This is a genomic window from Microbacterium sp. AZCO (assembly GCF_039614715.1).
Lineage (GTDB): Bacteria > Actinomycetota > Actinomycetes > Actinomycetales > Microbacteriaceae > Microbacterium.
In genome coordinates this window covers 633,470-647,858 of record NZ_CP154857.1, presented here as the reverse complement: position 1 = coordinate 647,858, position 14,389 = coordinate 633,470, and the positions used below count along the sequence as shown (strand labels likewise).

At 70.0% G+C, this 14,389-nt stretch carries 13 protein-coding genes; 2 read left to right on the top strand and 11 right to left on the bottom strand.

Features of this window, described 5'->3' with window-relative positions:
• Positions 1-17 precede the first annotated feature (17 nt).
• Entirely contained in the window at positions 18-884 is an 867-nt protein-coding gene (locus AAIB33_RS02950) for a fumarylacetoacetate hydrolase family protein (protein WP_345802080.1), read from the top strand.
• A gap of 21 nt (positions 885-905) precedes the next feature.
• Here the strand turns inward: AAIB33_RS02950 and AAIB33_RS02945 are convergent, their stop codons facing one another.
• From AAIB33_RS02945 to AAIB33_RS02915, 7 genes are all read right to left on the bottom strand, one after another.
• A complete protein-coding gene (locus AAIB33_RS02945; protein WP_345802079.1) occupies positions 906-1,376 on the bottom strand; it encodes a DUF4190 domain-containing protein in 471 nt (156 codons plus the stop codon).
• A gap of 65 nt (positions 1,377-1,441) precedes the next feature.
• The gene (locus tag AAIB33_RS02940; RefSeq protein ID WP_345802078.1) at positions 1,442-2,941 is read right to left on the bottom strand and encodes an aspartate ammonia-lyase; all 1,500 of its coding nucleotides are present in this window, start codon (positions 2,939-2,941) and stop codon (positions 1,442-1,444) included.
• Between the two features lie 142 nt (positions 2,942-3,083).
• The gene (locus tag AAIB33_RS02935; RefSeq protein WP_345802077.1) at positions 3,084-4,061 is read right to left on the bottom strand and encodes an aldo/keto reductase; all 978 of its coding nucleotides are present in this window, start codon (positions 4,059-4,061) and stop codon (positions 3,084-3,086) included.
• Positions 4,058-4,459 carry a MerR family transcriptional regulator gene (locus AAIB33_RS02930; RefSeq protein ID WP_345802076.1) on the bottom strand — a complete coding sequence of 134 codons (402 nt, stop codon included), beginning with the start codon at positions 4,457-4,459 and terminating at the stop codon, positions 4,058-4,060. The genes AAIB33_RS02935 and AAIB33_RS02930 overlap by 4 nt, the downstream gene beginning before the upstream one ends.
• A 53-nt stretch (positions 4,460-4,512) precedes the next feature.
• Positions 4,513-5,457 (bottom strand): phosphodiesterase, encoded by a 945-nt coding sequence (locus AAIB33_RS02925; protein ID WP_345802075.1) that lies wholly within the window; start codon positions 5,455-5,457, stop codon positions 4,513-4,515.
• 43 nt (positions 5,458-5,500) lie between these two features.
• On the bottom strand, positions 5,501-5,836 hold the full coding sequence (locus AAIB33_RS02920; RefSeq protein ID WP_345802074.1) for a peptidase: 336 nt from the start codon (positions 5,834-5,836) through the stop codon (positions 5,501-5,503).
• The gene (locus AAIB33_RS02915) at positions 5,833-7,053 is read right to left on the bottom strand and encodes an inorganic phosphate transporter (protein ID WP_345802073.1); all 1,221 of its coding nucleotides are present in this window, start codon (positions 7,051-7,053) and stop codon (positions 5,833-5,835) included. The genes AAIB33_RS02920 and AAIB33_RS02915 overlap by 4 nt, the downstream gene beginning before the upstream one ends.
• A gap of 223 nt (positions 7,054-7,276) precedes the next feature.
• Here AAIB33_RS02915 and AAIB33_RS02910 point away from each other — a divergent pair, with 223 nt between their 5' ends.
• Positions 7,277-9,361: a S9 family peptidase gene (locus tag AAIB33_RS02910; protein WP_345803495.1), complete on the top strand. Its 2,085-nt coding sequence runs from the start codon at positions 7,277-7,279 to the stop codon at positions 9,359-9,361.
• Positions 9,362-9,465: 104 nt separating this feature from the next.
• Here the strand turns inward: AAIB33_RS02910 and AAIB33_RS02905 are convergent, their stop codons facing one another.
• The 4 genes from AAIB33_RS02905 to AAIB33_RS02890 form a co-directional block, all read right to left on the bottom strand.
• Positions 9,466-10,092, bottom strand: a complete 627-nt coding sequence (locus AAIB33_RS02905) for a hypothetical protein (protein WP_345802072.1) — start codon at positions 10,090-10,092, stop codon at positions 9,466-9,468.
• A gap of 648 nt (positions 10,093-10,740) precedes the next feature.
• Positions 10,741-11,769 carry a 6-phosphofructokinase gene (locus AAIB33_RS02900; protein WP_345802071.1) on the bottom strand — a complete coding sequence of 343 codons (1,029 nt, stop codon included), beginning with the start codon at positions 11,767-11,769 and terminating at the stop codon, positions 10,741-10,743.
• A 136-nt stretch (positions 11,770-11,905) separates the two neighbouring features.
• On the bottom strand, positions 11,906-12,100 hold the full coding sequence (locus AAIB33_RS02895; protein ID WP_345802070.1) for a hypothetical protein: 195 nt from the start codon (positions 12,098-12,100) through the stop codon (positions 11,906-11,908).
• An 83-nt stretch (positions 12,101-12,183) separates the two neighbouring features.
• Positions 12,184-14,349: a DEAD/DEAH box helicase gene (locus AAIB33_RS02890; RefSeq protein ID WP_345802069.1), complete on the bottom strand. Its 2,166-nt coding sequence runs from the start codon at positions 14,347-14,349 to the stop codon at positions 12,184-12,186.
• Positions 14,350-14,389 lie beyond the last annotated feature (40 nt).

Sequence of the window (14,389 nt, the reverse complement as noted above, 5' to 3'; positions counted from 1 at the left end):
CCCTGTAGCGTTGAGGGATGCGCTTCGCCCACGTGACCTCCTCCGGGGCGGCCGCTCCCCGGCTCGCGGTGATCCGCGACGGAGAGGCCCTTGTCGTTGAGGATCTGCTGCCCGGCGGTCCCCGCTATCTCGAAGAGCTCATCGCGGGCGGTGACGAGCTGCTCGACCGGGTGCGCGAGGCCGCGGAGAACGCCGGGCCGGGGCATCCCGTCTCCGACCTGCGATTCGCGTCCGCCCTGCTCACGCCGCCCGTGATCCTCGCGATCGGCCTCAACTACGCCGCGCACTCGAGCGAGCTCGGTCTCAAGACCGATTCGACGCCGACCGTCTTCGTGCTGTGGCCCAACTCGCTGACGGGTCACGAGGCGACGACGAGCTGGCCGCGGTCGCTCAGCGAGTCGATCGACTACGAGGCCGAGCTCGGCGTCATCATCGGCCGCCCCGGCAAGGACATCCCCGCCGAGACGGCGCTCGACCACGTGTGGGGCTACACCGTCGTCAACGACATCACGGCGCGCGACATCCAGTACTCCGAGGCGCAGTGGTCGCGGTGCAAGTCGTTCGACGGGTTCACCCCGACGGGGCCGTACGTCGTCACGGCCGACGAGATCCCCGACCCGCAGGCGCTGCACATCTGGACGGTGCTCGACGGCCACACGCTGCAGGATGCCACGACCGCGCAGATGGTCCGCCCGGTCGCGACGCTGATCTCGCACCTGTCGCGATCTGTGACGCTGCTGCCCGGAACGCTCATCTCGACCGGGAGCCCGGGTGGGGCGGGCTACTCGCGCGATCCGCAGGTGTTCCTGCGGGACCGCTCGACCGTCACCGTCGGCATCGACGGCATCGGCGAGCTGACGACGCACTGCCGCATCATCGACTGAGCGCCCGCCCCTCGTGCGCTGCTAGCGCGACACTGTCGAACAGTCGATCGGGATGCCGTGCACCTCGACCGTGCCCGAGAAATCGACCGCCTGACACGCCTGCAGGGTGTCCACCGAGAGGCTGATGAGCGGCACCACGACCGCGAACGCGATGATGATGCCGAGCACCATCAGCACGACGCTGATGATGATGGCGGCGAGCGCGAAGCCGTTCTTCTGTCCGGCCTTGCGGCTCTGCACGAGGGCGATGATGCCGAGGATCAGCGCGATGAGCTGGACGAAGAACGACAGGATGAACGCGACGATGCCCATCGTGCGTCCCGGGTTCGCGGGCGGCGGGGCGCCGTACTGCGGCGTCGGGGGCGGGGCGGCCGAGTAGGCCGGGTAGCCGGGCGCTGCCGGATAGCCCTGTGCGGGCGGCGGGTAGCCCTGCGCCGGCGGCGGCGGGTTGTAGGCCGGCTGCTGCGAGCCGTCCGGGGGCGGAGTGGACATGATGCCTCCTCGGTCGGGGACGTGGTGCCTCGACCGTAGCGCGTCCGCTCCGCCCTGCGCAGGGATCAGATGCGGTCGGCGGTCTCCGGCGCCCGCGAGGCGTCGCCGATGGCGGCGGCGGTGTCGGGATCCACGATCGGGATGGCCGCCGTCACCGTCTCGAGGCCCGACAGGCGGGCGGGCGACAGCTGCTTCGTCACCTCGTCGCGCGACATGAGGCCCGCCTCGACGACGAGGTCGGCGACGTTGCGGCCCGTCAGGAGGGCGGTCTTGGCGAGGGCCGCCGCGGCGGCGTAGCCGATGAACGGCGTGAGCGCCGTGATGACCCCGACCGACGAGCCGACCATCGCGCCGAGCCGCTCGCGGTTCGCCGTGATCCCGTCGACGCAGTTGATGCGGAGCGTGCGCATGGCACGCCGCATCCACGTGATCGACTGGAACAGCGAGTGCGCGATGACGGGCTCGAACGCGTTGAGCTGCAGCTGACCGCCCTCGACGGCCATCGTGACCGTGAGGTCGGAGCCGGCGACGGCGAACGCGACCTGGTTCACGACCTCGGGGATGACGGGGTTGACCTTGCCGGGCATGATGCTCGACCCGGCCTGACGCGCCGGGAGGTTGATCTCGCCGAAGCCCGCCTGCGGGCCCGACGACAGCAGCCGGAGGTCGTTGCAGATCTTCGAGAGCTTGATGGCATTGCGCTTGAGCGAGGCCGAGAACGACATGAACGAGCCGGTGTCGCTCGTGGACTCGACGAGGTCGTCGGCTGTCGCGAGGTCGAGGCCCGTGATCTCGCGGAGGTGCCGCAGGACGGCGCTCGCGTAGTCGTGGTGCGTCGTGATGCCCGTGCCGATCGCCGTCGCGCCCATGTTGACCTCGTAGAGGAGGTAGGCATTCTCGGTGAGGCGCTGGTGGTCGTAGCCGAGGGTCGTGGCGAACCCGTGGAACTCCTGCCCGAGCGTCATGGGGACGGCATCCTGAAGCTGCGTGCGGCCGATCTTTAGCACGTCGTGGAACTCGACAGCCTTGGCGAGGAACGACTTGCGAAGCAGGTCGAGCTCTTCGAGGAGCGTCTTCAGGTCGAGGCTCAGGCCGATCTTGATCGCGGTCGGATAGACGTCGTTGGTCGACTGGCTGCGGTTGGTGTGGTCGATCGGCGACAGGAAGCCGTAGTCGCCCTTCGGGCGTCCTGCGAGCTCGAGCGCGACGTTGGTGATGACCTCGTTCGCGTTCATGTTGGTCGACGTGCCGGCGCCGCCCTGCACGACGCCCACGATGAACTGGTCGTGGAACTGCCCGTCGATGACGAGCTGCGACGCCCGGTCGATCAGGTCGGCGCGCTCGTCGTCGAGGACGCCGATCTCGTGATTGGCGCGGGCCGAGGCCTGCTTGACCATCGCGAGGCCCTTGACGAGGTCTCGATAGACCGAGATGGGGCGGTTCGAGATGGGGAAGTTCTCGAGCGCGCGGGCGGTGTGGATGCCCCAGTACGCGTCGGCGGGGATCTCCATGGATCCCAGCGAATCGGTCTCGGTGCGGGTTCGCGTCGGTGCGTCAGGAGCCATGGTGCGCAGTCCTCGTGGGTCGGTCACAGCGGTGTGAGGGATGCCACGAGCCTACGCTCGACCCTCCCCGAGGTCGCCGTACGCGGCGGACAACGGGATCGCCGCGGCTGTACACCGCGGCGATCCCTGTGACGAGCGGCCGTCAGCGGTTGACGGAGCTCATGTCGGCGTACCGGTCGCCGGCCGCGGCGTCCAGGCTCCCGAGGGTCGCGAGCTGGTCCGCCGACAGCACCACGGCGTCCGCGCCCACGTTCTCCTCCAGGCGCTCGATGCGGCGGGTCCCGGGGATCGGCGCGATGTCGTCGCCCTGCGCGAGCAGCCACGCGAGCGCGACCTGCGCCGGCGTCGCGCCCACCTCGTCCGCGACCGCCGTGACCTGGTCGACGAGGGTGAGGTTGGCGTCGAGGTTGCCGTCCGCGAAGCGCGGGTTGTGCTTGCGGAAGTCGCTGTCGTCCAGCTGGTCGAGCGACCGGATGGCGCCCGTCAGGAACCCGCGACCGAGCGGCGAGTAGGGCACGAAGCCGATGCCGAGCTCGCGCACCGTGGGCAGGATCTCCGCCTCGGGGTCGCGGGTCCACAGCGAGTACTCGGTCTGGATCGCCGTCACGGGATGCACCGCGTGCGCGCGACGGATCGTCTCGGGAGCCGCCTCCGAGAGCCCGTAGCCGCGGATCTTCCCCTCGGCGATCAGCTCGGCGAGCGCGCCGACGGTGTCTTCGACCGGCGTGTCGGGATCCATGCGGTGCTGGTAGTAGAGGTCGATGTGGTCGGTGCCGAGCCGTTTCAGCGACCCCTCGACGGAGAGGCGCACGTTCTCGGGGCTGCCGTCCATGCCGGGCTGGTCGCCCTGCGTGTGGCGGATCGTGCCGAACTTCGTCGCGATCACGACCTCGTCGCGACGGCCCGCGATCGCACGCCCGAGGAGCTCCTCGTTCGCGTACGGACCGTACATCTCGGCCGTGTCGAGGAAGTTCACGCCCAGCTCGAGGGCGCGGTGGATCGTGCGGATGCCGCCCTCGTCGTCCTGCTTGGCGCCGGTGTAGAAGGCGCTGATGCCCATGAGGCCCAGGCCGATGCGGCCGATGACGGGTCCGTCGGTGCCGAGAGTGATGTTCTTCATGCGGATGCTGCTTCCTTGTCGTTCCGGTGGAGCTGTTCGTAGAGGGCGATCTTGATGTCGATCGCGGCGAGGCTCGCCGTGATGTCGTCGAGCTGAGCGAGCACGGTCGTGCGGTGGCGCACGAGCAGCTCGCGGCGCTCAGCGACAGTGGCGTCGCCACGGCGCACGAGAGCCGTGTACTCGCGGATCGTGGCGATCGGCATGCCGGTCGAGCGCAGGCGGGTCAGGAACTGCACCCAGCCGATGTCGGCCTCGCTGTAGCGGCGGTGCGTCGACGATGCCCGATCGACCGGATCGAGCATGAGCCCTTCGCGCTCGTAGTAGCGCAGGGTGTGGGTCGACAGTCCCGTCGCAGCGGCCGCCTCGGAGATGGAGGCGCCTTCGTGGATGAGGGTCATGCCCTCACGGTAGAACTTGGAGTGCACTCCAAGTCAAGCGGGTCGCTGCGGTCTCAGCGCCCCGGCTTGCGCGAGAAGGCCTCGAGTCGCTCCTCGGGAGTCAGGCGCGCCATCTGCGCGACCCATTCGGCGGAGAAGTAGTCCCCCGTCGGCGCCTCGACGACCGGAACGACAGAATGCGTGATCGTGTCGTCGTAAACGTGCACGAGGTGGAACGACTGCCCGGCATCCATCCCGTTCACCTCCACCGCGGGGAGCGTGAGGTTCATCGTGTAGCAGGTCGCCGCCGAGACGCTCACCGGGATGCCCGCGAACGTGCCGCTCGTCGAGTAGTGCAGATGACCGGCGAGGATGCCGCGCACGTCGCTTCCGCGGAGCGCGTCGGCGAGCCGCGGCTGGTCGCGCAGTTCGAGGATGTCGAAGAACGGGATGTGGCTCGGAAGGGGCGGGTGGTGCATCGCGAGGATCGTCCCGAGGGGCGCGGGGGTCTCCAGGATGCCGGCGAGCCACGTCAGCTGCGCCTCGTCGAGGTCACCGTGGTGCCAGCCGGGAACCGACGTGTCGAGGGCGATGAGGCGGAGGCCGCCGAGATCCCAGACGCCCGTGACGGGCTCCTCCGTCGCATCGAGCCCGAGCAGGTCGCGGCGCAGCGCGGGCCGCTCGTCGTGATTGCCGGCGACCCATACGACGGGCGCGCCGAGCCGGGTGGCGAATGGCTCCACCGTCTCCTTCAGCGCGACATACGCCTCGGACTCGCCGAGATCGGTCAGGTCGCCCGTGAAGACGATCGCGTCGGGATGGATGCCGGTGCGCTCGACCGCCTCGAGCGTGCGGGCGAGATTGGCCGCCGTGTCGTACCGCCCGCCGAGCGGCCGGTTGCCGGCGAGCAGGTGCGTGTCGCTCAGGTGGAGGATGACGCGGCGCGCGGGCGGGTGCTGGCCGAATCGGACGGATGCCGCCGAGCCCGCGGCGCCGGCGTCTGAAGGGGGCGTGGCCATGGGCTCAGCCTACGGCGGGGGTCCGACCCTTCGCGGCGGCGGCTCAGTGGTTGAAGAGGATCAGCAGGAGGCCGCCGAGGACGGCGAGCGCGCACACCGCGAACGAGGCGTACGCGGCCACGAGCGCGAGGCGCTTCTGGCCGTCGCTGAGCGGACTCTTCCTGGCGGCCTTGGCGGCGGCCTTCGCCGCGCGGGCGCGGTCCTTCTCGCTGATCACCGTGATGGCGTCGGTGAACTCGGCGGGCGCGACCACCGGGGTGCGACCCGCCCGCACGAGCATCCGCAGGCCCAGCGCGTAGAAGCTCACGATGAGGACCGACGAGATCATCGCCACGACGAAGACCTGGACGAAGGCGAGCCAGTTGACGGTGATGTTCACTTCTTCGCCTCCCGGTCGCGACGCTGCTGCCGCTCGAGTGCTCGCTGCCGCCGAGTGGGGGGCGGATTGCGCTTGACCTTCACCGCGGTGCCGGACTCCGCGACCTCGCTCATCGCGTTGGCGGCGGTGACGGCGTTGCGACGCGAGCGGAGGAAGAGCCCGACGATGACGACGACGGCGAGAACGGCGTCGATCGCGATGCCCCAGCCGCCGAGCCACACGACGAAGAGGGCGGCGACCGCGCCGACGGCCCCCGAGGCGGGGAGCGTGAGCAGCCAGCCCACGACGATGCGGCCGACCGTGCGCCAGCGCACCTTGGACCCCCGGCGACCGAGCCCCGAGCCGATGACCGAGCCCGACGCGACCTGCGTCGTCGACAGCGCGAAGCCGAGGGCGCTCGACGACAGGATCGTCGCGGCGGTCGAGGCCTCGGCCGAGAAGCCCTGCGCGGGCTTGACCTCGGTGAGCCCCTTGCCGAGCGTGCGGATGATGCGCCAGCCGCCGACGTACGTGCCGAGAGCGATCGTGAAGGCGCAGGCGAAGCGCACCCAGTCCTCGGGCTCGGTGCTCGTCTGCCAGCCGACCGAGATGAGCAGCAGCGTGATGACGCCCATCGTCTTCTGCGCATCGTTCGTGCCGTGGGCCAGCGCGACGAGCGACGACGTGAAGATCTGACCGACCCGGTAGCCGCCGCGGCCGTCCGGCTTGCCGTCGTAGCGGCGCGTGATGACGTAGGCGAGCTTCGTGGCCGTGAACGCGATGATCCCCGCCGTCACCGGGGCGATGACGGCCGGGAGCACGACCTTCGACACGACGACGCTGAAGTCGATCGCGCTCGCCCCGACGCCCACGAGCGTCGCGCCGATGAGGCCGCCGAAGAGGGCGTGCGACGAGCTGGAGGGCAGTCCCAGCAGCCACGTCAGCATGTTCCACGTGATCGCGCCGATGAGGCCGGCGAAGATGATCGCCGGGAACAGCGACGACGAGATCTGATCCTCGTAGATGATGCCGCCCGAGATCGTCTTGGCGACCTCCGTCGAGAGGAAGGCTCCGCCGAGGTTCAGCAGGGCGGCGAGGAGGACGGCGACCTTCGGCTTCAGAGCACCCGTCGCGATGGGCGTGGCCATCGCGTTCGCGGTGTCGTGGAAGCCGTTGGTGAAGTCGAAGAAGAGTGCCAGTGCGATGACCAGCACCACGAGCAGGGCTGCGGTTTCCACCGTTCGCTTTCCGTAATGTGACGTCAGGGGGTGCCGATGGAATCGGCGGTGCGAACGAACAGTTCAGCGAGGTTTCATGCTCTGTTTACCGAGCCTCCCGGGTATCCTCGCACATCCCCCGCAGATCGGTTAGCCCGGATCCCGACCTGTGCAGACCGGCCTCGGATAGCGTGAGGAGGTGACTGCTCAGGACGCGCCGGGCGCGGCATCCACTCTTCCTCCCATCGCCTCTCGCAACCCCGCCTCACGCACTCATCACGGCGACACGTTCGACGACCCGTACGAGTGGTTCCGGGCGAAGGAGGACGAGGCGGTCATCGCCCATCTCGAGGCCGAGAACGCCTACACCGAGCAGCGCACGGCGCACCTCGCGGGCCTTCGCGAGCGGATCTTCGACGAGATCAAGGGCCGGACGCTCGAGACCGACCTCTCGGTGCCGTCGCGGCACGGCGACTGGTGGTACTACGGTCGCACGATCGAGGGCAAGCAGTACGGCATCCAGTGCCGCGCTCCCCTCGCCTCGCCGGACGACTGGACTCCCCCCGAGCTCTCCCCCGACGTGGAGGTGCCCGGCGAGCAGGTGCTGCTCGACGGGAACGTCGAAGCCGACGGACACGAGTTCTTCTCGCTCGGGAGCTTCGAGGTGTCCAACGACGGCCGACTCATGCTGTGGGGCGTCGACGTCGCCGGCGATGAGCGGTACACGGTGCGGGTGCGCGACCTCACGACGGGCGAGGACCTGCCCGACGTCATCGAGGGGACCTTCGCGGGCGCGGGCTTCTCCCCCGACGGACGATTCATCGTCTACTCGACCGTCGACGACGCGTGGCGTCCCGACACCGTCTGGCTGCACGAGCTCGGCACCCCCGTCGCCGACGATGCAAAGCTGTTCCACGAGCCCGACGAGCGCTACTGGGTGGGCGCCGGCTTCACGCGCAGCGACCGCTACCTCGTGATCGGGCTCGGCTCCTCCATCACGAGCGAGGAATGGCTCGTGGATGCCGACGACCTGCGCGGCGAGCCGCGCGTCGTCTGGCCCCGCACCGAGGGCGTCGAGTACGAGTCGCACCACGCCGTCGTCGACGGCGAGGACGTGCTGTACATCGTCCACAACGACGGCGCCCTCGATTTCGAGATGGTCCGGGTTTCGGCATCCGACCCCTCCGGCCCTCGCACGGTCGTCGTCGCTCACGAGCCGGGCCGCCGGCTGCTCGGCATGTCGACGTTCCAGGACTGGGGGGTCGTCGCGTACCGCCGGGGCGGGCTCCCCCGGCTCGGGCTGCTGTCGTACTCGTCGGGTGCGGTCTCGGAGCTCGAGTTCGACGAGCCGCTCTACTCCGTCGGCACGGGCGGCAACCCGGAGTGGGCTCCCCCGCTGCTGCGCCTCGGCTACGGCTCGTTCACGACGCCGGGAACCGTGTACGACTACGACATCGCGACGGGAGAGCTGCTGCTGCGCAAACGGCAGCCCGTGCTGGGCGGGTACGAGCCCTCCGACTATGCGCAGGAGCGCGTGTGGGCGACGGCGCAGGACGGGACGCAGATCCCGATCTCGCTCGTCTGGAAGCGTTCGTTCGGCGACGCGGGCGCCGCGCCCCGGCCCGTGCACCTCTACGGCTACGGCTCGTACGAGCACTCGATCGAGCCGGGCTTCTCGGTGGCACGCCTCTCGGCGCTCGACCGCGGCGTCGTGTTCGCCGTCGCCCATGTGCGCGGCGGAGGCGAGATGGGCCGCCAGTGGTACGAGGACGGCAAGCTCCTGCAGAAGCGCAACACCTTCACCGACTTCGTGGACTGCGCCCTGCACCTCGTCGACAACGGGTACACGACGCCCGGTCAGCTGGTCGCGGAGGGTGGATCGGCGGGCGGACTGCTGATGGGGGCCGTCGCGAACCTCGCGCCGGAGCTCTTCGCCGGCATCCTCGCCGACGTGCCGTTCGTCGACGCGCTGACGACGATCCTCGACCCCTCGCTGCCGCTCACCGTCATCGAGTGGGACGAGTGGGGCGACCCGCTGCACGACCCCGACGTGTACGCCTACATGAAGTCGTACTCGCCGTACGAGAACGTCCGCTCCGGGGTGACCTACCCGCGCATCCTCGCCGTGACGTCGCTCAACGACACGCGTGTGCTGTACGTCGAGCCGGCCAAGTGGGTCGCGCGCCTGCGCGAGGTCGGCGCCGACGCGCTGCTCAAGTGCGAGATGGTGGCCGGCCACGGCGGCGTCTCGGGCCGCTACAACGCGTGGCGCGAGCGCGCGTTCGAGCTGGCGTGGCTGCTCGACGTCCTCGGCGTCGCGGACGCCTGACCGGCGCGCGCCCGCCGCGCGCCGTCCCGCGGCATCCCCCGTTCCCGCCTGTGCATGTCCCACTTTCCACGCTTCATGTCCCGATTTCGGGGCCCTAGAGCGTGCTATGTGAACGAAAGTGGGACATGCCGGCCGTCGCCGGGGCGCCAGCCGGCGCAGATCAGGGCGGAACGCACCTTCGCGATGGCGGGTTCGCCGCCGTTGCGCATGTGGTGGTTAAGCACGCGGACGTGATCCCAGCCGAGGGCTCGTATGAGGTCCCATCGATCGGCGTCCTTCGCGAACTGCGTCGCGTCGTGCGCGTGCACCCGTCCGTCGTACTCCGGAGCCACCCTCCACCGCGGGTAGGCCAGATCGAGCTCCGCCACCACCACGCCTCGGTGGTCGCGGAGAGGCCAATTGATCTCGGGCTCGGGGAGCCCTGCTCGAAGCAGGAGCAGCCGAAGACGCGTCTCGCGAGGCGAACGGACAGCGCCCCTCACCTGAGCGAGGGCGCGGCGGAGAACACCGCCTCTCACGTCGCCGAGGGCATCCACTTCTGCGGCCAGCTCGTCTACCGACGCGATCGGAGACCGACCGCGGTCGGAGACCAGGAACTCGGCTGTGGCGATGAGATCGTCGATCGCCCACAGGGTCCCTGTCTGCCGCCACGCCCGCACGGGGTGCTCGATCGGCAGCCCGTTCGGCAGGATGAGCGTCGCCCGCTCCCGACGCTGAAGCCGATGACCCACGACTCCTGCCGTCCTCGGCTCACGCGCCGGCCGGTGAGCGGACACATGGACGGCGGGGCGATACGGCCACTCGGGCGTCGGAGCGCCGATGAGAGCGAACACCGTTTCATGACTGAAGAACTGCCATGGCGATAACCGCGGTGCGTAGTCGAGGCATCTCTCCACCAGCGACGTGTCGGATTCCGTCTTCGAACTGCGCACGCCTCGAAACGGGCGACGGAAGTCGGGATGCCCGACCCTCGAGGGCGAGACGCCGAGTGCGACGGCCTGCGCGACGCTGAATCGGTCCGGCAGTTCCGGCGGAAGAGGCGCGCGGCGAGGCATCCACCGACTATCGCCCTTCACCGGCGGCGCAGACGTGTTCTTCGCTGCACCTGGGCACAGCGGCCCACCAGCCGCGCCTGGGGAGGAGAGATCGACATCTCCCGTGCATGTCCCGATTCGGGTTGTTCCGCGGCGCCTGGAGAGGACATATCGGGACGCGAGCCCGAGAAATCGGGACATGCAGGGTAGGACGGTGGGGCGGGGGGGACGACGGATGCCCCGGCCCGGCGCAGCGCGCGGGTGCGGGGCCGCGCGGGGCGGTGGGCGGGGACGACGGATGCCCCGGCCCGGCGCAGCGCGGGGCCCGGCATCCGAGCAGAAGGGTCAGCCGAAGAGGGCGGCGGCCTCGTCGTAGCGGTACTGCGGCACCGTGTTGAGCTCGCCGAGGGCGTCGGCGAAGGGCACGCGGACGATGTCGGTGCCGCGGAGGGCGACCATCTGGCCCCACGCCTCCGCCATGACGGCGTCGGCCGCGTGCAGGCCGAGACGCGTGGCGAGCACTCGGTCGAAGCCCGACGGCGAGCCGCCGCGCTGGATGTGGCCCAGCACGGTCGCCCGGGTCTCGATGCCGGTGATGCGCTCGATCTCGGGAGCGAGCACCTCGCCGATGCCCCCGAGGCGGGGGCGGTTGAAGGCGTCGAGACCCTTGTCGCTGAAGGCCTCGTCCATGCCGGTCAGCGTGAAGCCCTCGGACACGACGACGAGCGGCGCGCGGCCGCGGTCGTGCGCTTTGGAGACCTGGTCGGCGATCTGCGTGATGGACAGCGGCACCTCGGGGATGCAGATGACGTGGGCGCCCGCGGCGATGCCGGCGTGGAGCGCGATCCATCCGACGTGGCGGCCCATGACCTCGGCGACCATGCAGCGCTGGTGCGAGTCGCCCGTCGTGCGAAGGCGGTCCATCGCGTCGGTGGCGATGTTGACAGCCGTGTCGAAGCCGAACGAGTAGTCGGTCGCGCGCAGGTCGTTGTCGATCGTCTTCGGCACTCCGATGACGTTGATGCCGTCGTTGGCGAGTCGGTTGGCCGCTGCGAGGGTCCCCTCGCCGCCGATCGCGATGATGCCGTCGAGACGGTGACCGTACAGCGTCTTGGAGATGTTCTCGGCACCGCCGCGCGGGCCCTCGTACGGGTTGGTGCGCGAGGTCCCGAGGATCGTGCCGCCGACCTTGGAGAGGCCCTTCACCTCATGCCGGGTGAGGGGGAAGAAGTCGCCGTCGACGACGCCTCGCCATCCGTCGCGGATGCCGACGAACTCGAGGTCGTAGGTCGTCGTCCCCTTCAGCACGACGCCGCGGATGACCGCATTGAGCCCCGGGCAGTCGCCGCCGCTGGTGAGGATGCCGATCTTCATGTGTGGTCCTTAGGTCGGGTGACGAGCCGGCGCCGTTGCCGCCTCCGACACTATCGTCGGATGGCGCGGCGGTGCCACACGACGCGACCGACGGGAAGGGACCGGCTGCGCGACGCGTCAGACTCGGGAAGACCGGCTACACGGTGTCGGCGTCGCCCTTGGTGCCCTCGCGGGCGGCCTGTTCGTCGGCCTTCGAACTGTCGACCTCGTCGGCGTCGAGATCCTCGTCGACCGGCTCGTCGTCACGCCCGCCGGGGATGATGTCCTCCACCACGTCCGCAAGCGTCTCGTGGTGGTCGTCGTCCTGAGTGGGCTGCGTGGGATCGGACATGACTCCTCCTCGTATCGGTGGGCTCGACGCTACGAGCCGCGCACGCCGGGACGCGAGGGGTTGACGGGGCCCCGGAACCGGGGCTACTCCCCGCCGAGCGCCCGGCGCAGCAGGTGCATGAGCGCCGACAGCTGGACGGAGTCGCTCGACTGCGGGTCGACGGCCTCGCCGTCGAGCGCGCGGGCGGCGAGACCCTGCTTGGAATCGATGAGCTCGGCGATCTTGGTGTCGATCGTGTGCGCCGCGATGATGCGCCACGCCGTCACGGGCTCGTCCTGGCCGATCCGGTGCACGCGGTCGATCGCCTGCGTCTGCTCGGCGGCCGTCCACGAGAGCTCCGCGAGCACGACGTTCGACGACGCCTGCATGTTCACGCCGACGCCCGCCGCGGTGAGCGAGCACACGGCGATGCCGACGGCCGGGTCGTTGTTGAACGCGTCGATGGCGGCCTGCCGGGCGATCGTCGCCTGGTCGCCGCGCAGCGACACCGTCTTGAGCCCCGCCGCGGCGAAGTGCGCCTCGGCCTGGTCCATGACGTCGATGTGCTTCGCGAAGAAGACGACCTTGCCGACCGATCGCTGGAGCTGCACGGCGTAGTCCGCGGCCAGCTGCGCCTTGGCCTGGCCGATCCTGCGGACCATCGTGAAGACGTTCTCGGCCCCCGACCCGGCGGCCTTGGACTCCTCGAGCTCGTTGTGTGCGACGAGCCGCACGATGTCGGAGTCGATCTCACCGGGCGCGAGTCCGCGGTCGCCGCGCGCCTCGATGATGCGACGGTACTTCGCGGCGAGACGCTCGCCGAGCTCGCGCTCCGCGGCGCGGATGGAGCGGCCGAACTCGTCGTCCAGCTCGACCGGGAGGTCGGCGATGAGCTTGTCGGGGAGATCCGCGGCGACGTCCTTCTTCTTCCGCCGCACGATGCCCATCGAGATGACCGCTTCGCGGGCCTCCGGGTAGAACGCCTTGTCGGCGGGCGTTAGGCCGGTCTCGTCGAGCTTCTCCATCAGCACGGGGCCGGGCTTCTCGCCGTTCGTCCAGCCGAGGAAGCGCCAGATCGCGTCGAAGTCCTCGACGTCGTTGATGAGCGGGGTGCCGGTCAGCGCGAGCAGCAGCGGGTTGCGCACCTGCTCGCGGATGCGGGTCGCGAGCGCCAGCACGTTCTGCGAGCGCTGCGACGTGAGGTTCTTGATGAAGTGGGCCTCGTCGACGACCATGCCTTTGAGGCCGATCGTGGAGAGCCACGACAGGTGCCGGTCGAGGATCTCGTAGTTGACGATGAAGACGTCGGCGAAGGCGTCGATGGACTCGCCGTCGCCCTGGATGACCGTCGCGCGACGCTGCGGCGTCCAGCGCTCGACCTCGCGGGCCCAGTTCATCTTGACGACGTTGGGAACGACGGCGAGGAGCGGGTAGGCATCGGCGACGGATGCCGCGAGCACCGACTCCGCCGTCTTGCCGAGGCCCGGCTCGTCGGCGAGGAGGAACGTGCGGTGGCCTTCGCGCACCGACTCGAGGAAGCGCGACTGGTGCGGCATGACCTCGAGGCCCTTGGGCGAGAGGCGGTCGAACTCGGGGACGCCCGGGAGGTCCATCGTGGCGCTTCCGCCGCCGGCGCCCGTCTCGAAGGCCTTGTAGAGGGGGCCCATGAGCTCCCAGCCGTCGAGGCGTCGGCGCGGGGTCTCCTTCGGCGCGCGCAGCGACAGGTCGGGGGCCAGGAACGGGTTGGCGTCGCGGCGCGACTCGACCTGAGGGGGCACGACCTGACGCTCGGCGAGCGCGGCCGGCACGACAGTCGTGGCCGCGGGGGCCGTGTCGGTGATGATGAGCTCGTCGGGCGGCAGCTCGGCGCCCGACTCGAGCAGCCAGTCGCGGCGCATGCGGCGCGCGACGGGCGATGTCGCCTGGTCGACCTCGAGCAGCTGGATGAGGCTCGTGTCGCGCGCAGCGGTCTTCGCGAGGATCGTCGCGACGCCGTCGAGGCGCTTGAGCAGCTCGGCGCGCGTGCCATCGGCGATCTCGGTGTCGGACTTGACCCGCGCGCGCTCCTCGCGGACGAGGAAGGCGATCACCTGGAACTTGACGCGGTTCGTCGGCCCGAGCTTGCCGCGCTGGGCCTTGGCCTCGACCTCGCGGACCTTGCGGGCGAGGATCGGGATGATGGGGGCCTCGTCGTCACGACGTGAGGACGAGGGCTTCCTGCGCCGCTGAGCCGCAGTGGCGGTCTTCGCGGCGGGTGCCGTGGTCGGCATGCTCCTCCTGAGCGTAGGGTGCCGGATGCTCCGGCGACGA